At 63.1% G+C, this 22,615-nt stretch carries 24 protein-coding genes; 15 read left to right on the top strand and 9 right to left on the bottom strand.

The annotated features are described in order from the left end of the window. Positions 1-5 precede the first annotated feature (5 nt). The 5 genes from B3M53_RS07575 (at position 6) to B3M53_RS07595 (ending at position 5,236) form a co-directional block, all read left to right on the top strand. Positions 6-866: a DUF817 domain-containing protein gene (locus B3M53_RS07575; protein ID WP_273020449.1), complete on the top strand. Its 861-nt coding sequence runs from the start codon at positions 6-8 to the stop codon at positions 864-866. Positions 867-933: 67 nt separating this feature from the next. Beyond that, positions 934-2,919: an acetyl/propionyl/methylcrotonyl-CoA carboxylase subunit alpha gene (locus B3M53_RS07580; RefSeq protein WP_273020451.1), complete on the top strand. Its 1,986-nt coding sequence runs from the start codon at positions 934-936 to the stop codon at positions 2,917-2,919. Between the two features lie 86 nt (positions 2,920-3,005). Further along, positions 3,006-3,944, top strand: coding sequence for a cupin-like domain-containing protein (locus B3M53_RS07585; RefSeq protein WP_273020453.1), 939 nt, complete (start codon positions 3,006-3,008; stop codon positions 3,942-3,944). Between the two features lie 104 nt (positions 3,945-4,048). Then, a complete protein-coding gene (locus tag B3M53_RS07590; protein WP_022702059.1) occupies positions 4,049-4,816 on the top strand; it encodes a hypothetical protein in 768 nt (255 codons plus the stop codon). Between the two features lie 9 nt (positions 4,817-4,825). After that, positions 4,826-5,236 carry a DUF1489 family protein gene (locus tag B3M53_RS07595; RefSeq protein WP_022702060.1) on the top strand — a complete coding sequence of 137 codons (411 nt, stop codon included), beginning with the start codon at positions 4,826-4,828 and terminating at the stop codon, positions 5,234-5,236. A gap of 1 nt (position 5,237) precedes the next feature. On the opposite strand, the gene panC is transcribed toward B3M53_RS07595, so the two are convergent. Then, a complete protein-coding gene (gene panC, locus B3M53_RS07600; protein ID WP_273020455.1) occupies positions 5,238-6,110 on the bottom strand; it encodes a pantoate--beta-alanine ligase in 873 nt (290 codons plus the stop codon). 88 nt (positions 6,111-6,198) lie between these two features. Here panC and B3M53_RS07605 point away from each other — a divergent pair, with 88 nt between their 5' ends. From B3M53_RS07605 to B3M53_RS07615, 3 genes are all read left to right on the top strand, one after another. After that, positions 6,199-6,744, top strand: coding sequence for an SPOR domain-containing protein (locus B3M53_RS07605; RefSeq protein WP_273020456.1), 546 nt, complete (start codon positions 6,199-6,201; stop codon positions 6,742-6,744). Between the two features lie 75 nt (positions 6,745-6,819). Further along, positions 6,820-7,683, top strand: a complete 864-nt coding sequence (locus B3M53_RS07610) for a division plane positioning ATPase MipZ (RefSeq protein ID WP_028284820.1) — start codon at positions 6,820-6,822, stop codon at positions 7,681-7,683. Between the two features lie 20 nt (positions 7,684-7,703). Continuing rightward, positions 7,704-8,153: a DnaJ domain-containing protein gene (locus B3M53_RS07615; RefSeq protein WP_273020457.1), complete on the top strand. Its 450-nt coding sequence runs from the start codon at positions 7,704-7,706 to the stop codon at positions 8,151-8,153. On the opposite strand, the gene B3M53_RS07620 is transcribed toward B3M53_RS07615, so the two are convergent. Next, on the bottom strand, positions 8,150-9,397 hold the full coding sequence (locus B3M53_RS07620) for a D-alanyl-D-alanine carboxypeptidase (protein ID WP_022702065.1): 1,248 nt from the start codon (positions 9,395-9,397) through the stop codon (positions 8,150-8,152). The genes B3M53_RS07615 and B3M53_RS07620 overlap by 4 nt on opposite strands. 416 nt (positions 9,398-9,813) lie before the next feature. Here B3M53_RS07620 and B3M53_RS07625 point away from each other — a divergent pair, with 416 nt between their 5' ends. The 4 genes from B3M53_RS07625 (at position 9,814) to B3M53_RS07640 (ending at position 14,410) form a co-directional block, all read left to right on the top strand. Next, positions 9,814-10,251: a phasin family protein gene (locus B3M53_RS07625; protein ID WP_028284821.1), complete on the top strand. Its 438-nt coding sequence runs from the start codon at positions 9,814-9,816 to the stop codon at positions 10,249-10,251. 248 nt (positions 10,252-10,499) lie between these two features. Beyond that, positions 10,500-10,826 (top strand): ATP-dependent Clp protease adapter ClpS, encoded by a 327-nt coding sequence (gene clpS / locus B3M53_RS07630; RefSeq protein WP_107713385.1) that lies wholly within the window; start codon positions 10,500-10,502, stop codon positions 10,824-10,826. Between the two features lie 3 nt (positions 10,827-10,829). Then, a complete protein-coding gene (gene clpA / locus B3M53_RS07635; RefSeq protein ID WP_022702068.1) occupies positions 10,830-13,163 on the top strand; it encodes an ATP-dependent Clp protease ATP-binding subunit ClpA in 2,334 nt (777 codons plus the stop codon). Continuing rightward, positions 13,160-14,410 carry a S41 family peptidase gene (locus B3M53_RS07640; protein WP_273020460.1) on the top strand — a complete coding sequence of 417 codons (1,251 nt, stop codon included), beginning with the start codon at positions 13,160-13,162 and terminating at the stop codon, positions 14,408-14,410. Before clpA ends, B3M53_RS07640 begins: the two co-directional genes overlap by 4 nt. A gap of 10 nt (positions 14,411-14,420) precedes the next feature. Here the strand turns inward: B3M53_RS07640 and B3M53_RS07645 are convergent, their stop codons facing one another. Further along, a complete protein-coding gene (locus tag B3M53_RS07645) occupies positions 14,421-15,461 on the bottom strand; it encodes a helix-turn-helix domain-containing protein (RefSeq protein ID WP_273020462.1) in 1,041 nt (346 codons plus the stop codon). Between the two features lie 158 nt (positions 15,462-15,619). Here B3M53_RS07645 and B3M53_RS07650 point away from each other — a divergent pair, with 158 nt between their 5' ends. Then, entirely contained in the window at positions 15,620-16,447 is an 828-nt protein-coding gene (locus B3M53_RS07650) for a DUF2306 domain-containing protein (protein WP_273020464.1), read from the top strand. On the opposite strand, the gene B3M53_RS07655 is transcribed toward B3M53_RS07650, so the two are convergent. Continuing rightward, the gene (locus B3M53_RS07655) at positions 16,444-17,259 is read right to left on the bottom strand and encodes an alpha/beta fold hydrolase (RefSeq protein ID WP_273020466.1); all 816 of its coding nucleotides are present in this window, start codon (positions 17,257-17,259) and stop codon (positions 16,444-16,446) included. The two genes, B3M53_RS07650 and B3M53_RS07655, sit on opposite strands and share 4 nt — an antisense overlap. A 123-nt stretch (positions 17,260-17,382) precedes the next feature. On the opposite strand from B3M53_RS07655, the gene B3M53_RS07660 reads away from it, so the two are divergent. Next, complete coding sequence (locus B3M53_RS07660; protein WP_273020468.1) at positions 17,383-17,832, top strand: hypothetical protein; 450 nt, start codon at positions 17,383-17,385, stop codon at positions 17,830-17,832. 3 nt (positions 17,833-17,835) lie between these two features. Here the strand turns inward: B3M53_RS07660 and B3M53_RS07665 are convergent, their stop codons facing one another. The 3 genes from B3M53_RS07665 to B3M53_RS07675 form a co-directional block, all read right to left on the bottom strand. Further along, complete coding sequence (locus B3M53_RS07665) at positions 17,836-18,267, bottom strand: HIT family protein (RefSeq protein WP_273020470.1); 432 nt, start codon at positions 18,265-18,267, stop codon at positions 17,836-17,838. Between the two features lie 66 nt (positions 18,268-18,333). After that, complete coding sequence (locus B3M53_RS07670; protein WP_273020472.1) at positions 18,334-19,479, bottom strand: GNAT family N-acetyltransferase; 1,146 nt, start codon at positions 19,477-19,479, stop codon at positions 18,334-18,336. A 64-nt stretch (positions 19,480-19,543) separates the two neighbouring features. After that, the gene (locus B3M53_RS07675) at positions 19,544-20,005 is read right to left on the bottom strand and encodes a RidA family protein (protein WP_022702074.1); all 462 of its coding nucleotides are present in this window, start codon (positions 20,003-20,005) and stop codon (positions 19,544-19,546) included. 127 nt (positions 20,006-20,132) lie between these two features. On the opposite strand from B3M53_RS07675, the gene B3M53_RS07680 reads away from it, so the two are divergent. Beyond that, on the top strand, positions 20,133-21,035 hold the full coding sequence (locus B3M53_RS07680) for an alpha/beta fold hydrolase (RefSeq protein ID WP_286800034.1): 903 nt from the start codon (positions 20,133-20,135) through the stop codon (positions 21,033-21,035). Here B3M53_RS07680 and B3M53_RS07685 read toward each other — a convergent pair. Both B3M53_RS07685 and B3M53_RS07690 read right to left on the bottom strand, forming a co-directional pair. Next, positions 21,032-22,315, bottom strand: coding sequence for a DNA polymerase IV (locus B3M53_RS07685; protein WP_414690712.1), 1,284 nt, complete (start codon positions 22,313-22,315; stop codon positions 21,032-21,034). The genes B3M53_RS07680 and B3M53_RS07685 overlap by 4 nt on opposite strands. Continuing rightward, the coding region (locus B3M53_RS07690) for an ROK family protein (RefSeq protein ID WP_286800036.1) at positions 22,306-22,615 on the bottom strand (310 nt) is incomplete at its 5' end. The genes B3M53_RS07690 and B3M53_RS07685, both read right to left, overlap by 10 nt.

Raw genomic sequence — 22,615 nt, forward strand, 5'->3', positions numbered from 1 at the left:
CGCGCTTGGGTCTGCGTGAGCTTGAAGCCTGGTTTCACCGTGAGCGGGAGGCCTTGCGCGCCCGCTGGGTGAGGGGGCCATGGTCGCTCGCCGGCTTCGAGTTTCTCAGCTTCGGGATCAAGCAGGGCTGGGCCTGCCTGTTTGGCGGGCTCATGCTGGCGCTCATCCTTGGCGTCTATCTGTTTTACCCTGATAGCGCGCCGCTGCACCGGTTTGACGTCATCACGTTGGGCGCGGTGGCCATCCAGCTGGGCATGATTGCGTTTCGTCTCGAAAGCTGGGCGGAAGTGCGCGTCATCGCGGTCTTTCACGTCGTCGGCACCGCGATGGAAGTCTTCAAGGTGCATGCGGGCTCCTGGGTCTATCCCGGCGCGGATCAGGCTTTGTTCGCCATCTGGGGCGTGCCGTTGTTTTCGGGATTCATGTACGCCAGCGTCGGCAGCTACATGACCCGGGTCTGGCGCATTTTCGACTTCCGCTTTGACCGGTTCCCGCCCGTCTGGGCGCAGGCGGCGCTGGCGCTCGCCATCTACATCAACTTCTTCAGCCATCATTATGTGATCGATACGCGCTGGGCGCTGTTCGCCGCCAGCGCGCTGATCTACGGGCCGTGCGTGATCTGGTTCCGGCCGGACCGAAAGCATCGGTTCATGCCGTTATTGCTGGGGCTGGTGCTGGTGGCGCTGTTTATCTGGTTCGCCGAGAATATCGGCACCTATGCGCGCGCCTGGAGCTATCCGGGCCAGGAGCATCAGTGGACAATGGTGTCGCTGGCCAAGCTGGGCAGCTGGTTCTTGTTGATGCAAATCAGCTTTGTTCTGGTGGTGCTGACCCGGGGCGCCGAACGTCCTGATAAACAGAGCTAAGCTTGCACACAGGCACGGCTTGCCCCAAAACCGCGCCAACAGCTTTCACCGCAATGGATGCCAGCCCATGATGAAAAAGCTTCTGATCGCCAATCGGGGCGAAATCGCCTGCCGCGTGATGCGCACCGCACACAAGCTGGGCGTCGCCACTGTCGCGGTCTATTCCGAAGCCGATGCGGACGCGCCCCATGTGCGTCTGGCCGACGAAGCGGTCCTTTTGGGGCCTGCGCCGGCGCGGGAGAGCTATCTGAAAGCAGACCTGATTCTCGCTGCAGCGAAGAAAACTGGCGCTGACGCGATTCATCCCGGCTATGGCTTTCTGTCTGAGAACGCTGACTTCGCCCGCGCCTGCGCCAAGGCGGGCGTGACCTTTGTGGGGCCGTCTCCGGAAGCCATCGAAGCGATGGGACTGAAAGACCGCGCCAAGGCGCTGATGGAGAAGGCGGGCGTGCCCGTGACGCCGGGCTATCACGGCGCGGAGCAAGACCCCGACCATCTCAAGACCCAGGCCGATCAGATCGGCTATCCGGTGCTGATCAAGGCGGTCGCCGGCGGCGGCGGCAAGGGCATGCGCAAGGTGGAGGCGTCGGACGCTTTTCTGGAAGCGCTGGAAAGCTGCAAACGCGAAGCGGCCTCGAGTTTTGGCGATGACCGGGTGCTGATCGAGAAATTCATCTCCAGCCCGCGCCATATCGAGGTGCAGGTGTTCGGCGATTCTCGCGGACGGGTGGTGCATTTCTTCGAGCGCGATTGCTCGCTGCAGCGCCGTCACCAGAAAGTCATCGAGGAAGCCCCTGCGCCGGGCATGACGCCGAATGTGCGTGCGGCCATGTGTTCAGCAGCGGTGCGCGCGGCTCAGGCTGTGGATTATGTCGGCGCCGGCACGGTGGAGTTCATCGTCGACGGCTCCGGTCCGCTGCGCGAAGACGGGTTCTACTTCATGGAGATGAACACCCGTCTTCAGGTCGAACACCCGGTGACCGAAGCCGTGACCGGCACCGACCTGGTGGAGCTGCAATTGCGCGTGGCGTCAGGCGGCTCAGTGCCGGAACAGGACCAGATCCATCTCAAGGGCTGGGCGATGGAAGCGCGGCTCTATGCCGAGGACCCCGCCACCGGTTTCCTGCCCTCCATCGGGCCGCTGGATTATCTCGATCTGCCTGACACCGATCTCGCCAATGGCGTGCGCACCGATTCCGGCGTGCGTCAGGGCGGCGAAGTCTCGCTGCATTACGATCCGATGATCGCCAAGCTGATCACCTTCGCCGACACGCGCGAGGACGCGATCGACCGTCTGGTGGATGTGCTGGATACGCAAGTGCGCGTCTATCCGGTCAAGACCAATGCCGGCTTCCTGCGCCGGGCCCTGACCCATGCCGATTTCCGCGCCGGCGAGGTGGATACCCGCTTCATCGACGCGAGACTGGAAGAGCTGGCCCCCAAATCGCCGCCGGCGTTCAGCTATATCGCCGCCGCTTTGAGCCTGACGGACGGGGCGGGCGCATTCACCTCGAACACGGACCCCTGGGCTGTCGCGGACGGTTTCCGCGCCAACTCGGACGCGCTCATCGAGCTGGGGTTTCAGGCTGATGAAACACGTCTGCCTGTTTCGCTATCGCCCGAGGGGGGCAGGGTGGCCGCTCAGCTGGGCGAACAGCGCCATGGGCTGTCTGATCTGTGCCTGACCGATAAGCAGGTGCACGCCCGGTTGGATGGCCGGACTGTTTCGGCGCGCGTCGAGACGCGCCATCGCGGCGTGCTTGTGGCCACTCAGGGTGAAACGCATCTGATCAGCCTGTTCAACCCGGCGGCTCTGGCGGATGCGCTGGAGGCGGGCGGCGCGGTCAAGGCGCCCATGCCCGGCAAGGTCTTGTCTGTGCCGGTCAAAGCCGGAGACTCTGTCAAAAAGGGGCAAACCCTGGCCGTGCTGGAAGCGATGAAGATGGAGCACGCTCTGTCTGCGCCGCGCGATGGCGTGGTGGAAAGCGTGGATGCCGCAGAGGGCGATCAGGTCGGCGATGGCGCGATCCTGGTGACTCTCACGGACGAATAACGCCGTCAGGTTAGGGGTTGGCCCATCTGATGCACGGCTTGTGATCAGGGACGTCAAGGCGTCCCAGATTGCGACGGAGCCTTGTGATGACCGACCCTGTTTTGATCGACTGGAATGAAGACAAGCGGAAGGATTTCCGTGCTGGCGTCGTCACTGCACGCCATCGGCTTCATATGGATCCGGCCTTCAGCGAGCTGGCGCTGGCCGCGCTTCTGAACCGTCATCCCAAAGACCTGACAGATATTTGCACCATGGGCGATGACCCGACCGACCGCGAAAGCTGGCGAGCGGGAGAGGGCGGCGATCTGAAAGGCCGTGAGCTGATTGACGCCGTCCGCGCTGGCAAGCTGTGGATCAATCTGCGCCAGGCAATGGATACGGACGCGATCTACAAGCCCATTTTCGAGGCGTTGATCGCTCAGCTCAAGCGTCTCAATCCGGGATTCAACCCGCTGCGCGCCTATGGCGGCATTCTGATTTCCAGCCCGCGCGCCCAGGTGTTTTACCATTCCGACGTCTCCGAGACCCTGCTGCTGCACGTGAAGGGTAAGAAGCGCTTCCGGATTTATCCGCCGCGCGCGCCGTTCGTGGATGAGCAGTCCATGGAGGCGATCCTTCACAAGACCCAGACCGAGGACGTGCCGTTTGATCCGTCCTGGGACGCGCAGGCCGCCCAGATCGACCTTGATCCGGGCGCATTCGTGTCCTGGCCGCTGCATTCGCCGCACCGGGTGGAGAATCTCGAAGGGCTGAACGTGTCGATCACTGTCGAGATGGTGACGCCGCAATCCACGCTTCAAAACGGCGTCTATCACGCCAATGGCGTCATGCGTCAGGCCGGCTGGACCCCGCGTACAGCCTCGACCCGCGGCGTGCAGGCTTACGCCAAGCTGGGGCTGTCAAAAGCCTTCAAGGCGTATCAGGGCGCGTTCGGCGCCCAAGCGCGCCCGGCGCCCAAGAGCGAAACCACGTTCGACGTGGACCTGGCCCGCAAGGATGGATTGACCGATCGCGCCCCTGCCTGACCCGGGCGCTGCGACCCGAGGCGTTTTGTCAGGTGTCCGCCCTAGTCTCGCCGCATTAGGAAGACGACAGTGTCGCTTCCGAGATGAGAAGAGGGTTTGCCCCCATGGTTCGCAGCCTGATGCTGGGCGCTTGCGCCGCGTTGTTTTCCGCCACGGCCTTCGCCCAATTGCCTGAGCCGCTTGAGCAGGCGCTTTCCGCGCCGATCAATGACCGTGAGGCGGCGCGCATAGATATGCGCATTGGCGTCAATAACGACCGCATCATGGTGCGTATGGTCGAATCCGAGACCGGTGACAGCGATTACACGCTGCTGGCGCCGCCGGAAGACACCCTCAATGAAGCCCAGCGGGAGCTGTGGGACGATCTTCTGGATGACGACGAAGATGAAACCGCGGACGAAGAGGGCGGCTTCAGCGCCGAGGATTTCGATCCTGAAGAGCTGCGCCGGATCATGGGCGAGGATGTCAGCCTGCTGCGCGAAGAAGACGGTCGCCTGATCTATGGCTTCGTGCCGCTCGCCATGCCGGATTCAGAGGGCGAGCCGGACCGGACCGAGCAGCGGATGCTCGAGGCGATGCAGGGTGAAGTTCACGTCAATGCGGCCAACGGCCATGTGCAGGCGTTCCATCTCAGGCTCCAAGAGAGCGTGAAGCCCAATTTCGCGGCTCGCATCGACGGCTTCCAGTTCCTGCAGGATTACGTCTTTGACGAAGCGGTGAACGGCCCGCGGCTTGCGAGCTTGCACTTCAACATCGCCGGGTCTGCGGCGTTCCAGTCCTTTGACGAGAACATGACCATCGAGATTCTCGACATTGAATGGGCTGCGCCGGCTGCAGGCGGACCGGTTGTTGAGGCGGCGGAGTCGCACTAATTCGGCGGTATGGCGCTGAATCTTGTCAAATTGTGCGTGGGCGTGGACTCGGTTGAGCAGCTGCAAGGCTGGCTCGACCGTCATGACGGACAGCCCACCAAGCACACCACGCGCATGACGCCCAAGCGCAAGGATGAAATCCTGGCGGGAGGCTCTCTGTACTGGGTGATCAAACGCGTGATCCAGGTGCGCCAGACCGTGCTCGATCTGGAAGAGTTCACTGATTCCGAAGGGATCAAGCGCTGCAATATTTGGCTTGAGAACAAGCTGGTGCGTACGGCGCCGTCGCCCCGGCGCGCGTTTCAGGGCTGGCGCTATCTGAAAGCGGAAGATGCGCCTGCCGACCTGACAGAACATGCGGGCGGCGAGGACCTGCCAGAGGATCTACGTCTCAAGCTGATCGAGCTGGGCGCCTGGTAGCCTACTGTTTCGGAGCTGGGCGATTGTCGATCAGGCGCGTCTTGCCCACGCGCACTGCCGCCAGCACGCGCGCATCCCGGTCAATCGGACCTGAGGGCAAGGCTTCCAGGCTGTCGGCGTCACGCGCCACCACATAATCCACGCCGTCAAACGCCGATTGCGCCTTGAGCTGGGACTGATGCTGGGCGTCCGCCACATTCGCACCGCTCGACAACGCGTCCGCGAATTCGCGCAAGATCACATTCAGCCGCGCAGCGCGTTCGCGTTCGGTGGCGTTCAGATAGACATTGCGCGAGGAGAGGGCGAGGCCGTCGGCCTCGCGCACGGTCTCGCCGCCCTGGATCTCGACGGGCAGGTTGAGGTCTGTGACCATGCGCCGGATCACCATGAGCTGCTGGTAGTCCTTCTCCCCAAACACGGCCACATCCGGCTGGACCTGATTGAGCAGCTTGCAGACCACAGTCGCGACGCCGTTGAAGAAATGCGGGCGTGACACGCTTTCCATGCCATGCGACGGGCCGGTCAGCGAAACGCTGGTGACAAACCCCTCGGGATACATTTCACGCGCATCCGGCGCGTAGAGCAGATGGGCGCCCGTTTCCGCCAGCTTGTCCGCATCCTGTTCCAGCGTCCGCGGATAGGCGTCAAAATCCTCGCCAGGCGCGAACTGGGTCGGGTTTACGAATACGCTCGCCACGACGCGATCCGCCGAGGCCAGCGCTTGCTTTACAAGCGCCAGATGCCCTGCATGCAGGGCGCCCATGGTCGGCACGAAACCGATGCGCAGACCTTCGGCGCGCCATTGACGGACCTGGTCTCTGACAGCGGCGATGGAATAGGCGGCGGGCAGGGCGAGTTCGGGACCGTGTGTCACGGCGGCCTCCTGGGCGAAAATAGCGGCTGCACGCTAGCCTTAGCCGTGGCAGTCTCGCAAGCGTGCGACTCGGTTTAGGGAATAAAGCATGCGCTTGGTCTTGATCATGATAGCGACGCTGGGTCTGATGGGCTGTGTCAGCATGGGCTCTCCCTCGATCGAGGGACGCGCCCAGCCTGCGCTTGAACTGGCGCAGCTTCTGGAAGAGACAGCCGCCCGTCATCCGGACCGCGTCGAGGCCGCCAGCGCCGAAATGGGGGCCTTGCGGGCCGCGCTGCTGGCTCCTCCGCAAACCGCATCCATGACGCCCCAAACGGCGGCCCCGTCGATGTCTTTCGCCTCTGCGCCGGATCTTGAGGACGCGCAAAGCCTTCTGTACGCGGCGCATCTGGCGTCCTACCGGCTGTTGAGCAACGCCGAGATCGGCTGGCGACAACTGGGCGTGCAATTGCCGTCCCTGTCAGATACAGAGCCGCGCGTTGAGCGCGTGCAACTGGATCAGGGCGAGTTCCTGCGCCTGAAAGCGGGCCCCTTTGACAGCCGGTCCGAAGCACAGGCCCTGTGTGCGCAAGCGGAAGCGGCCGGGCTTTGGTGTCAGGCCACGCACTTTACCGGTGAAGCGCTGCCCGGTTAGGTCCATAACAGACCTTTCGAATATCTGCGGAGCGTGCTAGCGCCGCAGGCAATAAGGGTTTGGGGAGTCGTAACCGTGTCTGCTGGCGCCGTTGAGTCACCAGGTCGCGCCGCTGAGGGCGCGCATGTGATCGTGGTCGGAAATGAGAAGGGCGGCGCGGGCAAGTCCACCGTCGCTATTCATCTGGCCGTGGCTCTGATGCGCATGGGCCAAACGGTGGGCGTGATCGATCTCGACCTGCGCCAGGCCAGCCTGACCCGACATCTGGATAATCGCCGCCGGTGGGCCGATGCCCGCGGCGTCACCCTGCCCATGCCGGTCCAGGGGCGCTTGCCGATCTCTCAATCGCGTTCTCTTGATGATGTGGAATCCGAAGAACGGGCCGCCTGGGAGGAAACCCTGGGCCAGCTCAGACGCGGCTGTGACTTCATCATTGTGGATTCACCCGGCGGCGACACGCATTACGCCCGGCTCGCCCATGCCAGCGCCGACACGCTGATCACGCCCATCAATGACAGCTTTGTAGACTTCGCCTTGCTGGCGGAGATTGACGGCGACAGCTTTGAAGTGGGCCGCCCCAGCGTCTATTCCGAAATGGTCTGGGAATGCCGCAAGCGCAAAGCCATGCGCGAGCGCAAATCCATAGACTGGCTGGTCATGCGCAACCGCATCTCCAATCTGGATTCCCGCAACAAGCGCCGTGTGGGCAAAGGTCTGAAAGCCCTGTCAGAGCGCGTCGGCTTCCGCCTGGCGCCGGGCTTTTCCGAGCGTGTGATCTATCGCGAGTTGTTTCCGGCCGGATTGACCTTGCTGGATCTGACCGAGGCAGGCTCGTCAATGACCTTCACCATGAGCCATGTGGCCGCGCGCCAGGAATTGCGCGAGCTGCTGATCGTGCTCAAACTGCCCGGACTGAGCGGAAAGCCGTTTCCGTTCTGATGGTGATCTGAGGACGATTGATGATCCTTTACGGACTTTTGGCGCTGGCGGCCCTGGCGATCGTGTTCCTCGTGGTGATGACGCGCCTGCCGTCGAAAGATGCGGCGCGGCTGCTGCGTTGGGTTCTGGGAATTGGCGGTGTTGTGCTGGGGGCCTTGCTGACCGTGCGCGGCCTGGCGGTGGCGGGCGTGCCGCTGATCGGGGCGTCCCTGGGCTTTCTGGGCGTCGCCATGCGCGGCGGGAAGCCGGGCCAGGGCGATGGCCATGGCAACACAGGCTCCGCGCCCTCGCGAACGGGCATGAGCGTGGAGGAGGCGCGCGCCATTCTGGGCGTCGAGGCCGATGCGGACGAAGAGGCTATCCGCAAGGCGCACCGCGCCATGATGAAGAAGGTCCATCCCGATCAGGGCGGTACAGATGCGCTCGCCGCCAAGGTTCAGGAAGCGCGCGACGTTCTGCTTGGCGATTAAGCGGCCGGGGGGACGGCGAAGCAGGATTCGCCGCTCGCTTCCAGGCGCTGGCAGATGGATTGCGCGCGAGAGCCGTCAAGGCCGGCATAGCGCGCCCGCCAGAGCTGGCGGCCATTGCGCTGCATCGGCTCCACACGCGCTTGCGCATCGCCCAGCAAGGTATGCAGTCCCATCATCGCAACGCTTTCAAGGCGAGCGGAAGCGGCGGCTTGTGACGTGTAGGCGCCAACCTGCACGGCCCAGCCTGAAGGCGTTTCAGGCGCGCTGAAGGTGCGCAGACCGTCGAGCGGCTCAAGCTCGACCCGCGCCGCCGGGACGCCAGGCGCCGAGCCCTGCGCCGTCTGGGCGGGGAGCGTGGTGAGTTCGGCGGTCAGAATCTCTTGCTCACGCACGGGATTGAGCCGCGGCATGTTCAACGCCGCCAGCATCCGGCTTTCGGAGCGGGCGTTGATGGCGGAATAGGCGGCTTCGATCAGTTCGCGCGCATGAGCGTCGCGCACAGAGGCGGAGGCCCCGCCCATCACCACGGCGATGATGCGATGACCGTCACGCTCGGCGCTGGCGGCGAGATTAAAACCTGAAGCGCGGATATAGCCGGTTTTCAGGCCGTCCACGCCGGGTTGGTCGCCCACCAGCGTATTGTGGGTGCGATGGGTGACGCCGTTCCATCGGAACCGGGTCTCGCTGAAGTAAGCGTAATACTGAGGAAAATCACGGTGAAGCGCATAGGCCAGGCGGGCGATGTCGCGCGCCGTGGTCTGCTGTCGCGCATCGGGCAGTCCCGATGCGTTGCGAAACACGGTGTTCGCCATGCCCAGCTCTCGGGCGCGCGCTGTCATCACTGCGGCGAATTGGGCTTCGTCGCCCTCCAGATGTTCAGCCACGGCGACCGCCACGTCATTGGCGCTCTGGATGATCAGGGCGCGGATCGCGGTTTCTACGGTCAGCGTCTGCCCCGCCTGCAGGCCCAGCCGGGAGGCCGGACGGCTGGCGGCTTCAGTCGACGCAGTGATCGGGTCATCCAGGGCGAGCTCGCCGCGCTCCAGCGCGTCAAACAGCATGTAGAGGGTCATCATCTTGGTCAGCGAGGCGGGATACCGTAACGCATCCGCCCGCCGGGCGTGCAGAATCTCACCCGTCTGCATATCCGCCACGAAAGCGGCGTAACGCTCGCTCGCCTCGGCGCGGGGGGCGAGGGCGATGACGGCGCTGAAGCAAAGCAAGACGAGGAAAATGCGTGCCATAGGGGCAGTGTCGCCGCTAACCCCTTGCTCGAGCGTTAACTGTGCCGGATTCTCTGTCTGTGCAGGGGTGCGGCGTTTTGTGCAGCGCACAATAAATGCTTGACGAGGCGCTGATCAGGAGGCATATATGCTGCACCTGCTAACACAACAGGAAACGCATGGAGCCCAAAATGGCGAACGCGACTCCGAATTCTACTGCGTCAGAGACGCTTCAAACGGACGCTGAGACAGCGAAAACCGGCGAGGCGGCTCAATCGGAAGCGAAGTCTGTGGCTGCTGCCGAGCCGGCCAAGCAATCGGCTCTACCCGCAAAACCGGTCGCGAAAGCGCCGGCGAAACGGGCCGCCAAGAAGACGACGGGTCAAAGCAAAGCCCGAAAACCCTCGCCCCCGCGCAAATATTCTGGAGACAAGTCGATGACCGCAACCAAAAACACCGCCAAAGACACGATCGAAACCATGACCACCGCGTCCAACGAAGCCCTGAAAGACGGCTTTGAAAAGTCCATGAACGCGGTGAACGAATTCAGCGCGTTCCACAAGGACAGCGTTGACGCCGTGATCGCGTCGAGCACCACCGCCGCCAAATCCATCGAAGAACTGAACGCCGCCAATCTGGCTTTCGCCAAGAAAACCATGGAAGACGGCATGACCGCCGCCAAATCCATGGCTGGCGCGAAATCGGTTCAGGAACTGATCGAGATCCAGTCCGACTACACCAAGTCGTCCATGGACGCTCTGCTGGCTGAGATGAACAAGAGTTCCGACCTGATGTCGAGCCTGTTCAAGGACTCCTTCAAGCCGATCAACGAGCGCTTCTCCGCCGCCCTGGAACTGATGCAGTCCCAGCGCTAGGCGCACCTTATCGCCGGGCGTCGCCTCGACGCGTCGCCCGGCCCCAAGTCCTCCCTGACTGGTCCGGCGTCCGCGTCGGACCATTTTTTTGTCCGCTTTCCACGGACATTTGGGCTGCGAACTGTCTTGTGATCAGTTGAGGGGGTTCTCTGTAACCTTCCTGCGCTTATTTAATATCAAGACTGATTGCCGCGGCTGAAAAACCGGATCAAGCTGGGGCGTAACGCTAGCGAGACGCCAGACTGCCCATGAGTGAGCCGAACAAGCCAGACCTGCCCGATCAGGAGACCGGCGTAACAGTAAAGCCGCGCGCTCGGACCAAGCGTCCGTCGATGTACAAGGTTTTGCTGCTCAATGACGACTACACCCCCATGGAGTTCGTCATCGAGGTTCTGGTGCGTATTTTTCACAAGGGGCAAGAAGACGCGACTCGCATCATGCTCCATGTGCACCAACATGGAGTCGGCGTGTGTGGCGTTTTCACATACGAGGTCGCCGAAACCAAGGTGGCCCAGGTCATGGACGCTGCGCGCCGTGCTCAGCACCCGTTACAGTGCACGATGGAAAAGGATTAGGCCTTGCCCTCTTTCTCACCCACTCTCGAACGTTCCCTGCATCGCGCCCTGACGGCCGCGACCGAACGCAAGCACGAATACGCAACTCTGGAGCATCTGCTGCTCTCGCTGTGTGAAGACGTGGATGCGTCCGCGGTGATGCGCGCCTGCGACGTGGATGTGGACGAACTTCGCGACACGCTCAACGAGTATGTGGACGAAGAACTGGCGAGTCTCATCGTGGACGATGGCGAGGACGCCAAGCCCACAGCCGGCTTCCAGCGCGTCATCCAGCGCGCGGTCATCCACGTCCAGAATTCCGGTCGCGATGAAGTGACGGGCGCAAACGTGCTGGTCGCGCTCTTCGCCGAGCGTGAAAGCCACGCCGCCTATTTCCTCGCTGAACGCGACATGACCCGCTATGACGCGGTCAATTACATCTCCCACGGCATCTCCAAGAAGCCCGGCGAATCCGAAGCGCGACCCGCCAGGGGCGCGGACGAGGACGCCGCCGAGCTGGGCGAGGGCGCCGAGGAGAAGGATGACGCGCTGTCGGCTTATTGTGTGGATCTGAACGAAAAGGCTCGCGAGGGCGGCGTCGATCCGCTGATCGGGCGTGAGCATGAAGTCGAGCGCTGCATTCAGGTTCTGTGCCGTCGCCGCAAGAACAACCCGCTTCTGGTGGGCGATCCCGGCGTTGGCAAGACCGCCATCGCTGAAGGTCTGGCGCGCAAGATCGTCGAGCACCAGGTGCCTGAGGTTCTGGCGGAAGCCACGATCTATTCGCTCGACATGGGCGCTCTGCTGGCGGGCACCCGCTATCGCGGCGACTTTGAAGAGCGCGTCAAACAGGTGGTCAAGGCGCTCGAAGCGCGCCCGAACGCGGTGCTCTTCATCGACGAGATCCACACAGTCATCGGCGCCGGCGCCACGTCTGGCGGCGCGATGGATGCGTCCAATCTTTTGAAGCCGGCCCTTCAACAAGGCGGCCTGCGCTGCATGGGCTCGACCACCTACAAGGAATACCGTCAGCATTTCGAGAAAGACCGCGCCCTGGCGCGTCGCTTCCAGAAGATCGACGTGAAAGAGCCGTCTGTTCCTGACGCCATCAAAATTCTGGCGGGTTTGAAGCCTTATTTCGAGGATTTCCACGATATCCGCTTCACCGCCGAGGCGCTGAAAACCGCCGTTGAGCTGTCAGACCGCTATATCGGCGACCGGAAACTGCCCGATAAAGCCATCGACGTGATCGACGAGGCGGGCGCCTCCATGCGTCTGGTGCCGCAGTCCAAACGCAAGAAGACGATCGGCGTCAAAGAGATCGAGGCGGTGGTCGCCAAAATCGCCCGCATCCCTCCGAAGTCGGTCTCCAAGTCCGATGAGTCCGTGCTGCGCGATCTTGAAACCTCATTGAAGCGCGTGGTGTTTGGCCAGGACGACGCCATCGAGAAGCTGGCGAGCGCCATCAAGCTGGCGCGCGCCGGCTTGCGTGAACCCAACAAGCCCATCGGCTCTTACCTGTTCTCCGGCCCGACCGGGGTGGGCAAGACCGAAGTGGCCCGCCAGCTGGCGGACACGCTGGGCGTGGAGCTGCTGCGCTTTGACATGTCCGAATACATGGAACGTCACACGGTGAGCCGCCTTCTGGGCGCGCCTCCGGGCTATGTGGGCTATGATCAGGGCGGCCAGCTGACGGACGCCATCGACCAGCACCCGCACTCGGTGCTGCTGCTTGATGAGATCGAGAAGGCGCACCCGGACATCTTCAACATCCTGTTGCAGGTGATGGATAATGGTCAGCTGACCGACGCCAACGGCAAGTCCGTGGACTGTCGCAACGTCATCCTGATCATGACCTCGAACGCGGGCGCCGCCGACGCCGCCAAGGAAGCCATCGGCTTTGGCCGCGGCAAGCGCGACGGCGAGGACCAGGCCGCGATCGAGCGTCTGTTCACGCCGGAATTCCGCAACCGTCTGGACGCCATCATTCCATTCGCTGGGCTCAAACTCGACGTGATCGGCCGCGTGGTCGAGAAGTTCGTCCTGCAGCTTGAGGCGCAACTGGCCGATCGCGGTGTCACGTTCGAGCTGACCGAGGCCGCCAATCGCTGGCTCGGCGAGCGCGGCTATGACGAGAAGTTCGGCGCCCGTCCGCTGGGCCGGGTCATCCAGGATCATATCAAGAAGCCGCTGGCGGAAGAGATCCTGTTTGGTCAGCTCAAAAAGGGCGGCGTGGTGAAGGTGGATGTGGATGCGGCGGATCCTGAACGTCTCGATTTCGAGATCATTCCGGGCGACCGTCTCAATGACGCCAAACCCAAGCGCAAAAAGAAAAAGACCGAAGAGCCGGTCAAGTGAAGCTACTGAGCTTTCAAAACGCGTCGCTGGTTCTCAGCGGCGCGTTTTTTCTGGGGGCGAGCGCGTCTGCGCAAACGCCCGATTATCGCGCAGACGCAATTTATCTGCTGGAGCTGATCGATGCTGAGTACGCCTATGCGCACCGCTTTGACGGGCGAAACCCGGCGCGCGGCGCGCAGGGCGTCGAGCCTGACAGCGTCACCGATGCGGCCAGTCTGTTACGGTTTGCGGAATGCGCGGTGAACGCGCTGCAAGACCATCACGCCATTCTGGGCGTCTCTTCGCCGCGCTCTTACGGGCTGACGCCCAGCTATAATGATCTCTGGGTCGAGGTGCGCGAGGGCGCCTATGTGGTCACCGATGTGCGCGCCGGCTCTCCGGCCCAGGTCGCCGGCGTTGAGCCAGGATGGCGCATCAGCTCTGTCGCGGGTTTGCCGATCAATGAGGCGGTCACAGGCCTCTGTGGCGGCCCTTTCGAGACTGACGCCGCAAAAGGCTTCGCCGCCCGCGTGCTCGCGGCGGGACCGCGCGATCAGGCGCGCGAATTCGTCTTTTTTGACGCTGAGGGCCAGACGCAAGCGCTGACCTTGCCCAATCTCTATCAGGTCGAGACACCGGAACGCCCCCTGATCAACGTCACAGATCGTGACGGCGTGCGCGTGCTGCGGTTTAACGACTCGCTGGGCGATGAGGGGCTGATCGCCGCCATTGATGAGGCCTTGTCCGGCCCACGCCCGGATGGGTTAATCATCGATCTGCGCGACACCCCGAGCGGCGGCGATACGCTCTACGCCCGCGCCCTGATGGGGCGCCTGGTGGATGAGACCAAACCCTATCAACGTCATGCCTTGCCCCAGATCGAGCGCGACACCGGCGTCGCCCGGCAATGGGTCGAAGAGGTCCTGCCGCGCGGCGACAGCCTGTTGGGCGTTCCGGTTGTGGTGCTGGCGGGGCGCTGGACCGGGTCCATGGGCGAAGGCTTGACCTTGGGCCTTGACGCCGTCGCGGACGCCGTGACGATCGCCGCACCGATGGCAGGGCTACTGGGGGCGATTTACGACTATGACCTGCCGCAAACCGGCTGGACGGTGAAGCTGCCGACCGAAACGCTGTATCATGTGGACGGCACGCCGCGCGAAGCCTATCGCGCCGACATCGTGCTCGACAGCGCGGACAGGCGCGGCCCGAACGGCGAGGATCTGGCGCTTGAGCAGGCGTTTGCAGCCCTCGGCGTGGAGATGCGCTAGCCGCGCTCGCTTACTCGGCCGCTAATCCTTGCGCTGCTGTGGTCCGGTCCCGCCGATACTCGCGTGGGGTTTGATCGGTGATCGCCTTGAAGGCCCGGTTGAACGGGCCGATCGAATTGAAACCGCTTTCAAGCGCAATCTGAAGAATGGTCAGCGAATCCCGATCCGGATCCCGCAGCAAGCTTTGGGCATGCGCGATCCGGCGCGCATTGATCAACTGGTTCACATTGGCGGCTTTCAGACCGGCGGTAATGGCGCGGCTGACCTTGTTGGGCGGCTCCCCCAGAGCCTGCGCCAGATGTCGCAAGTTCAAATCGGGATCCAGATACATCTGCTCACGCTCAATCAGACGGATCAGACGCTGGCCCAGTTGCGTGTCAGTCTCGGTCGCCTCTGGCGCAGGCCGCCAATCGGGTGCGGGGTGAGCGCGCCTGTAGATAATTGCGACGCTGCCGACGGCGAGAATCGCGGTTGCGCACAAGGCTTGAATCAACGTGACCAGTTGAGGGGAAATCGGCGCGCCGGTGTTGAACACAATCGCGCACAGAAACACCCCGGAGACGAACACGGTCAGATATCCAATGCGCAGGCGTCGCTCATTCAGGTGCTCGGCGCTCGGCCAGTTGCGCGCGGCTTCCCAGACCGACAGCATCAAGGCCGTCGAGCTGAGCATGGTTTGGGCATTCACAAGACTCTCAATCGGCGCGTTAAAGCCAGAGACGATCAAAACCGGTTTGATCATAGACGGGGCGATGATCCCGGCGACCAGCATCAGTTCGAACGGGCCGATGGCGGCGCTCTTGCGAAACAGGGCGCGGGTGAACAGCCAGAACACTGAGCAGGTTCCGCCGCTGAGCATCAGCAGCCAGAGGCGCGCCGACCCCAGCGAGTCGCCCAGACCTTCAGCGACCAGCAAGGCGCCCATGCACAGGGTGAACACGCCCCAGCTCAGATGAAGCTCGGTGCGCTGGCCACGCACCAGCACCCAGCCCGCCCAGGCGAGCGCCCAGACAGCGCAAAAAAGTTTCAGGCCCAGGCCGAAAGCGAGCATGGCGATGGTCCACGTGACGTCGGTAGCGACGAATTCTGTCCTCCATCTGCGACTTTTTCTGGCCGAAATGCAAATCGGCAAGACCGAAAGGCCTTCATTTCAGCAAATCGCTCTTATCGGCCCGGCGCAAAGATCGGGCGACGTTAGGAGTTGGTTCGATGACGCAAACCCTGGTCCCCCCTGTAACCGCACGCGCGCCGGTCAAGCTGGCGACGACCGTGCAAAGCCTGTCCGGCAAGCTCTGGTTCCTGACCGCCGCAGCCGGACAGTTGATGTTCATCTATTATATTTTGGTGGCTTATATCCCCAGGACGATTGGCGGCCAGTTCGAACGCTGGGACGAGACCGGTCTGATCACCGGGCATGTGCCGGGCGACGGCTTCGGCAATCTGATGTTCATCACCCATGTCCTGCTCGCTGCGATCATGACGCTGGCGGGGCTGATGCAGCTCACGGCGCCCTTGCGCAATTGGGCGCCAAGGCTTCATCGGATGAGCGGCCGCGTGTTTTTGGCGCTGGCGGTCTATCTGGCGCTTGGCGGGATCTGGATGATCTGGATGCGGGGCTCGCGGATCAGTGATCTGACGGGTTTGTCGACCACGCTGGATGGGCTGCTGATCCTGTTTTTCGCCGGCATGACGCTTAATTTTGCGCTCAAGCGACAGATCGCCCGTCACCGGCCCTGGGCGATGCGTCTGTTCATCGCCGCCAGCGCGGTGTGGTATCTGCGGATTTTCTACAGCGCCTGGTTTCTGAGCGTTGGGGCGGTGGGCGTCTCGCGCGGCATGGACGGCTGGTTCGACTATACCGTGAATTTCGCGTCCTACCTGCTGCCTCTGGCCGTGCTTGAGCTGTATCTCCTGGCTCAGGCCAGCCGGTCTGCGTCTCTGAAATGGACCAGCGCAATCATCACCTTCGCAGGGGCGGGCGTCACAGCGCTCGGCGCAGTCGGCGCGACGCTGATCATGTGGGGGCCACACCTCTAGCCCAGGAACGCCAGCACTTTCTCGACCACTCGGTCATCGCGCAACACGCCGCGATGGCCGATGCCGTCAAAGACTTCCCATTGGGCGCCTGGCCATGAGGCGGCGATGCGCTCGGCGGCTTCGGGCGGGGCGATCTGGTCATTGGCGCCGTGCAGGATCAGGGCGGGGGTGTCAAAATTCGGCGCGTCCAGACTGATGTCGAGATTGGTCGCGGGTTCGCCAAACTGCTCGCTGACTGACTCGAGCATCAGGCGGATGGCGCGTTTTGACAGCCCCATCGCCTGGCTTTGAAACTCCACATTGCGGGGCAGGGCGTCTGGCGCTCCCAGCCCGATCACGCGGCCCGGATCCAGCCCGTGACGCGCCTTGGCGAGGACGGTCGCGGGTAAGCCCATGGAATGGGCTAGTATGGCATGGGGCTGACCCAGCTGGGCGGCCGCCGCGCCGAGGCCTTCGGCGAAGAGCAGGATATGGGCTTTACGGCCTTCGCTCTGGCCGTGGGCCGGCCCGTCGATCATGGCGACAGAAAAGCCGGCCTCCATCACCGCTTGCCCCAGCGTCGAGAGATCCGCGCTGTCTGCCTCCCAGCCATGCTGGAAGAACACCAGCGGCCCGTCGCCGCCGCGATAGACCCGCTGTTCGCCCTGAGGCCCGGTGAAGGTTTGTTTGTCCAGGCTCTCCAGCCAGTCCCGACCGCGATCGGTTTGCTGCTTCACCCGCGGACGCGTGAACTGACGGGCCACGGACGCCTTGAAGGTGCGCGGAAACAGGGCTGCGGTGGAGTTGGCTGCGAGCGAGAAGGCGGAGGTCATGCGTCAAATCTCAATTGGAAAATTTTTTCCACGCTAGGGCGATTGGTCTTGAGCGTGAAGCCAAGGTTATGCATGGCTTGCATCCTGGAGTGATTGACCGCTGATCAGACTGGGAGAATTCAGATGAGCCTCTTAACGACCGCAAGCGTGCTGACGGCCATGTTGGCTCATCCGGCGTCTGATAGCGCGGTTACGGGCCGTGTGGTGGCGGTCGATTTCACGCAAGAGCCCGCGCTTGTGGAGGCGTTCGGCGGTCGGCGTTTTTATGTCGAAGACGATATGGGCGCGCCGCATTCGCGGCTTGAGTGGATCGCCTATGATTGCCAGGGCGAGGTCATGGCGCGCACCTACCCGTTTGATCCGCGCTGGAGCAGCGGCGGCCATGAAACGGTGGATGAAAGCGGCGTTCTGGGACCGCGGACCAGCGCCGGGCTGGGTGATGAGCCGCTTGAAGACGCCGACGCGATCCTGCCGGTGGATACGGCGGAGTTTGAAATTCTGGAGCGTGATCCAGAGGGGGCGCCTGCGGCCCGGCATGGTCCCTATGACATGCCGGGCGTCTGGTGCGGATAAGGCCTAGAGCGCGGCCTTGATCTTGTCCGCCAGCGCATTCAGCTCATCCATGTCCGCCTGTCCAGCGCTGCCATGGCCGGCGATGTCCTGGCCGTCCCAGCGGGGAATGATGTGAAAATGGATGTGGTAGACGGTCTGGCCCGCCGGCGCGCCGTTGAACTGGGCGATGGTGACGCCGTCAGGCTTGAGCGCGCTTTCAACGGCTTTCGCGACTTTCTTGACGCGCTTGATCGCCTCGGCGGCGCCGGCGTCTGACATTTCCAGCAGATTGCGCGCGGCTTCCTTGGGGATCACCAGCGTGTGGCCTTTGCTTTGCGGGAAAATATCCATGAAGGACAGCACGTGCTCGTCTTCATAGAGCTTCACGCACGGCGCTTCCCCGCGCAGGATCTTGGCGAAGATGTTCTGGTCGTCATAGGTCCCGTGAAGGCTCATGGATCGCGCTCCTGCTCAGCTTTAAGTCCCAGAAGTCCTAGACCAGACCTTCAGCGGGTCCAAGGGCTAACCGTCCTTGCGATAGGGAGACTCCGCATCCAGCGCCAGGCGTTCGGTTTCCACCGCCCGGCGTTCCGAGCGCAGGAAACGGTCCACCGCGCCGCTCAGGCCTTCATGCAGGATGTCATGGGCGGAATAGACCAGTTGGGGCCGGTAGCCGCGCGCCAGCTTGTGGCCGCCCTGGGCGCCGGCCTCGACGCGTTTGAGCCCGCAGCTCAGCGCATAGTCGATCGCCTGATGATAACAGAGCTCGAAATGAAGCTGGTCTGAGAAGGCGAGCGCGCCCCAATACCGGCCATAGAGCGTGTCAGAGCCGATGAAGTTCAGGGCGGCGGCGATATACTGGTCGCCGTCTTTCGCCATCACCAGCAAGACCTTGTCCGCCATCCGTTCGTGGATCAGGGCGAAGAACTCACGATTGAGATAGGGCGTGCCCCATTTTCGCTCTCCCGTGTCCTGATAACAGGCGAAGAACACGTCCCAATGATGCTCGGTCAGCGCCTCGCCGGTGAGCGGTTCGATCACGACGCCCGACTGCGCCGCCTTGCGTTCCTTGCGTAGCGCCTTGCGCTTGCGAGAGGAGAGGGCGGCGAGGAAGCCCTCATAATCGCCATACCCGTCATCCTCCCAGATGAACTGGATGTCCTGCCGTGCGAGCAAACCCGCTTCTGTCAATTCAGAGTGGGTCTGCGGATCGGGGAAGAGCACATGCCAGCTCGAGACGCCCAGCTCTCGCGCGGCGTGACGGGCGGCGTTGATCAGCGCCTGACGGACAGCGGGATCATTTGAGAGAACGCGCCGACCTGTCGCTGGTGTGAACGGCACGCCGGTCAGCAGCTTGGGATAATACTGTCCGCCCGCCCGCTCCAGCGCATCCGCCCAGGCATGGTCGAAGACGTATTCGCCGTAGGAATGGCCTTTGAGATAGAGCGGCAGCACGCCGATGACCTGACCGGCCTGATCTTCGGCGATCAGATGACGCGGCCCCCAGCCGGTCTCTTCAACAGCGCTGCCGGAGGTTTCCAGCGCGTCGAGAAAATCCCAGCTCAGAAACGGGTCATAAGGCTGACCCGCCGGATTGGCGCAGGCATCCCAACTTGCGGGATCAATCTGCGCCATCCGGCTGATCATGCGCACGGTGATGTCGGTCATGCCCCGTCCAGACGTCTCAGCTGAGCCAGGATATAGGGCCGCGTGGACTGATCTTCGAGCCGTATCACGCGATCTCGACGACGGCGTCCACTTCGACCGCAGCGTTCAACGGCAAGACCGCAACGCCCACGGCGGACCGTGCGTGCCGTCCGGCGTCGCCGAACACCTCGACCATCAGGTCGGACGCGCCATTGATGACTTTGGGAATGTCGTAAAAGTCAGGATGCGCGTTGACGAAACCACCCAGCTTGACGATGCGTTTGACCTTACCCAGATCGCCGCCGCAGGCCGCCTTGATCTGCGCGATCAGGTTCAGCGCACACAGTCGCGCCGCCGCCTGGCCGTCTTCCAGCGAGACGCCGTCGCCGAGCCGCCCGGTCACCAGGCCGTCCGGGCCCAGAGAGATCTGTCCGGAAATATGCACGGTCTGTCCGCTCTGGGCGTAGGGGACGTAATTGGCGACAGGGGCGGCGGCTTCAGGCAGGGTCAGACCCAAGTCTTTCAGCCGGGATTCGATATCAGCCATGTGGGGCGCTCCGTTGGGGAAATCAGACTGTCAGTTAGGCGCTTGAGGCCCGGTCTGGCAATGAGGCGGGCGGGTTGAATTCAGTGGGGCCGGCCTGCATGGTGCGCATTGGCGACAAGGTGAACACATGGCGCGCGACGCAGCCAGCATGACAAGTCTCAGACCGGTCCGGTTGCGGACGGCGGACGGCAAATTGCTGTCGGCCTGTTTCACCGTGCCCGATGACCCGCGCGCCGTCATGGTGGTGAACCCAGCCACGGGCTATCGCAGGGACTTTTATGCGCCTTTCGCTCAAGCCGCCGCAGAGAACGGCTGGGCGGTGTTGACGTTTGACTATCGCGGACAGGGAGACTCCGCGCGCTGCCATCCCAGGCGCGAAACCGCCCGCATGCTCGACTGGGCGGTCTATGACATTCCCGCCGCTGCGGAGGCCGCCTGTCAGGCCTTTCCCGGCTTGCCGCTGGATATTGTCGGCCATTCCATCGGCGGACAATTCGCAGCCTTGATCGATCCGGCGCTGCCGGTGCGCCGACTGGCCATGCTCTCGGCCTCGTCAGGGTATTGGGGGGATCAGTCCGCGCCGCTGAAATATTTCGCCTGGGCGTTCTGGCGCCTGTTCGGTCCGGCTTATCTGTTGCTGCGCGGGCATATTCCCAAGGGCGTGCTCTGGCGGGGCGAACCGCTGCCGCCGCGTGTTTTCGCAGACTGGCGCGAGTTTGGGGTGAACCCTGAATGCTTCCGGGACGCCATCGCCGAGCTGGGCCTGACCTCGCGCTATGAAGGCTTTACGGCACCGGTGCGCGCCTGGACGCCGGATGATGACCCGATCGCCAATCCCCAGACCGTGCGCTGGCTGCTGGAGCGATATGAAAATGCGCCGACCGAGATGAAGCTGGTGCGCCATGAGGATACCGGACTCGGCACCCTGGGCCATGACGGGCTGTTCCGCTCGAAAATGGCGGATGTGTTCTGGCCGCAAGTGTTTCGCTGGTTGTCTCTGGATGCGGATCTGGCGCAACGCCGAGACTAATCGCGGTCCTTCTTCAACATGCGGCCCTTGATGATGGCGGCGTCGCCGAATTTCGCGCGAGCGGCGTCCATGGCGCGTTCCGCCGCAGCGCGTTTGAGCGCATTGGGGTCCAGCAGATCGCCCGCATCCGCGATCGCGGTCTCCAGCACCGAATATCCTGCGCCGATCAGGCGGTAGCGTACGCCTTCAGGTTCCTTGTCCAGCATGTCAGAACTGATGCGATAGAGCGTGTCCGCGAGCTGGGCCGCGTCGGTCAGGGTGCGCCGCCGGGTGATCGTCTTGAAGCGGTCGGTCTTGATTTTCAGGGTCACCACGCGCCCCGCCACGCCCTGGGCTTTCATCCGGTCGGCGACCTTCACGCACAGCGGCCAGAGCCGGTCTTTGAGAACCGCCTTGTCAGACACGTCGTCATTGAACGTTGTCTCCGCCGAGACTGATTTACGCTCGCGCGCCGGGCTGACCTTGCGCGTATCCTCTCCGCGCGCCAGTCGGGCGAGGCGCAATCCGGACTCGCCATATTTGCGCGCCAGGTCGCCTTCCGAACGTTTGAGCACGTCAGACAGGGTGTAAAGCCCATCCGCATTGAGTTTCTTGCCCAGAACCGGCCCGACGCCATAGACATCACCCACTTTCATCTGCGCCAGAAAGGCGGTCGCGTCCTGCCGGCCCAGCACCGAGAAGCCGTTGGGTTTGTCGAGATCGGAGGCGGTCTTGGCGAGGAACTTGTTAAAGCTGAGCCCCACTGAAACCGTGACGCCCACCTCATTCAGAATGCGGCGCTGCAGCCTCAGCAAGGTCTGCGCAGGCGAGGCGCCGTGCAGTTTGTCAGTGCCTGAGAGGTCCAGAAAGGCTTCGTCGATGGAGAGCGGCTCCACCAGCGGGGTGACATCCTCCATCATGGCGCGGATGCGCTTGCCGTCTGCGGCGTAGACCGCCATGCGCGGGCGGACCACGACCGCGTCCGGGCAGGCCTTGAGCGCCTTGAACATGGGCATGGCCGAGCGCACGCCATACAGACGCGCGATATAGCAGGCGGTGGACACCACGCCGCGCTGGCCGCCGCCAATGATCACCGGCTGGTCTTCAAGCTCGGGATTGTCGCGCTTTTCCACCGAGGCGAAAAAGGCGTCGCAATCGATATGCGCGATCGACAGGGCGTCAAGCTCTGGATGGCTGAGCACCGGCCCGCCGCCGCATGACCGGCATTGCGCGCCGGGCGCGGCGGGATTGAGGCAGCTGCGGCAATAGCTCTGAGAGGTTGCAGGCGCGGTCATGGCCATAACCACGCGGCGCCGCGTACGCCGGAGCTGTCGCCATGCAGGGCGGGGCGCACCTGCGTCACCAGCTCATCGGTGAAGGCCCAGTGATGAAGATGCGTTTCCAGCTGCCGCGCGAAACCGGGCAGGTTGGACAGGCCGCCGCCCAGAACGATCATTTGCGGATCAACGATATTGACCACGCTGGCCAGCGCGCGGGCGAAGCGCTGGGCGTGGCGCTCAAGGCTCGCCAGACACGCTTCATCGCCTTCTGCGGCGGCGTCTGCGATCTGCTGGGCGCTCAAATCCTCGCCTGTGTTTCGC

It is taken from the genome of Oceanicaulis sp. UBA2681 (genome assembly GCF_002354675.1).
Taxonomy (GTDB): Bacteria; Pseudomonadota; Alphaproteobacteria; order Caulobacterales; family Maricaulaceae; genus Oceanicaulis; species Oceanicaulis alexandrii.

What these genes read in the sequence shown, in the direction of transcription:
- B3M53_RS07580 (WP_273020451.1), top strand. Translation starts at nt 934, where the DNA reads ATGATGAAAAAGCTTCTGATCGCCAATCGGGGCGAAATCGCCTGCCGC.
- B3M53_RS07585 (WP_273020453.1), top strand. Translation starts at nt 3,006, where the DNA reads ATGACCGACCCTGTTTTGATCGACTGGAATGAAGACAAGCGGAAGGAT.
- B3M53_RS07590 (WP_022702059.1), top strand. Translation starts at nt 4,049, where the DNA reads ATGGTTCGCAGCCTGATGCTGGGCGCTTGCGCCGCGTTGTTTTCCGCC.
- B3M53_RS07595 (WP_022702060.1), top strand. Translation starts at nt 4,826, where the DNA reads ATGGCGCTGAATCTTGTCAAATTGTGCGTGGGCGTGGACTCGGTTGAG.
- B3M53_RS07605 (WP_273020456.1), top strand. Translation starts at nt 6,199, where the DNA reads ATGCGCTTGGTCTTGATCATGATAGCGACGCTGGGTCTGATGGGCTGT.
- B3M53_RS07615 (WP_273020457.1), top strand. Translation starts at nt 7,704, where the DNA reads ATGATCCTTTACGGACTTTTGGCGCTGGCGGCCCTGGCGATCGTGTTC.
- B3M53_RS07620 (WP_022702065.1), bottom strand. Translation starts at nt 9,397, where the DNA reads ATGGCACGCATTTTCCTCGTCTTGCTTTGCTTCAGCGCCGTCATCGCC.
- B3M53_RS07625 (WP_028284821.1), top strand. Translation starts at nt 9,814, where the DNA reads ATGACCGCAACCAAAAACACCGCCAAAGACACGATCGAAACCATGACC.
- clpS (WP_107713385.1), top strand. Translation starts at nt 10,500, where the DNA reads ATGAGTGAGCCGAACAAGCCAGACCTGCCCGATCAGGAGACCGGCGTA.
- B3M53_RS07645 (WP_273020462.1), bottom strand. Translation starts at nt 15,461, where the DNA reads ATGCTCGCTTTCGGCCTGGGCCTGAAACTTTTTTGCGCTGTCTGGGCG.
- B3M53_RS07650 (WP_273020464.1), top strand. Translation starts at nt 15,620, where the DNA reads ATGACGCAAACCCTGGTCCCCCCTGTAACCGCACGCGCGCCGGTCAAG.
- B3M53_RS07655 (WP_273020466.1), bottom strand. Translation starts at nt 17,259, where the DNA reads ATGACCTCCGCCTTCTCGCTCGCAGCCAACTCCACCGCAGCCCTGTTT.
- B3M53_RS07660 (WP_273020468.1), top strand. Translation starts at nt 17,383, where the DNA reads ATGAGCCTCTTAACGACCGCAAGCGTGCTGACGGCCATGTTGGCTCAT.
- B3M53_RS07665 (WP_273020470.1), bottom strand. Translation starts at nt 18,267, where the DNA reads ATGAGCCTTCACGGGACCTATGACGACCAGAACATCTTCGCCAAGATC.
- B3M53_RS07670 (WP_273020472.1), bottom strand. Translation starts at nt 19,479, where the DNA reads ATGACCGACATCACCGTGCGCATGATCAGCCGGATGGCGCAGATTGAT.
- B3M53_RS07675 (WP_022702074.1), bottom strand. Translation starts at nt 20,005, where the DNA reads ATGGCTGATATCGAATCCCGGCTGAAAGACTTGGGTCTGACCCTGCCT.
- B3M53_RS07680 (WP_286800034.1), top strand. Translation starts at nt 20,133, where the DNA reads ATGGCGCGCGACGCAGCCAGCATGACAAGTCTCAGACCGGTCCGGTTG.
- B3M53_RS07685 (WP_414690712.1), bottom strand. Translation starts at nt 22,315, where the DNA reads ATGGCCATGACCGCGCCTGCAACCTCTCAGAGCTATTGCCGCAGCTGC.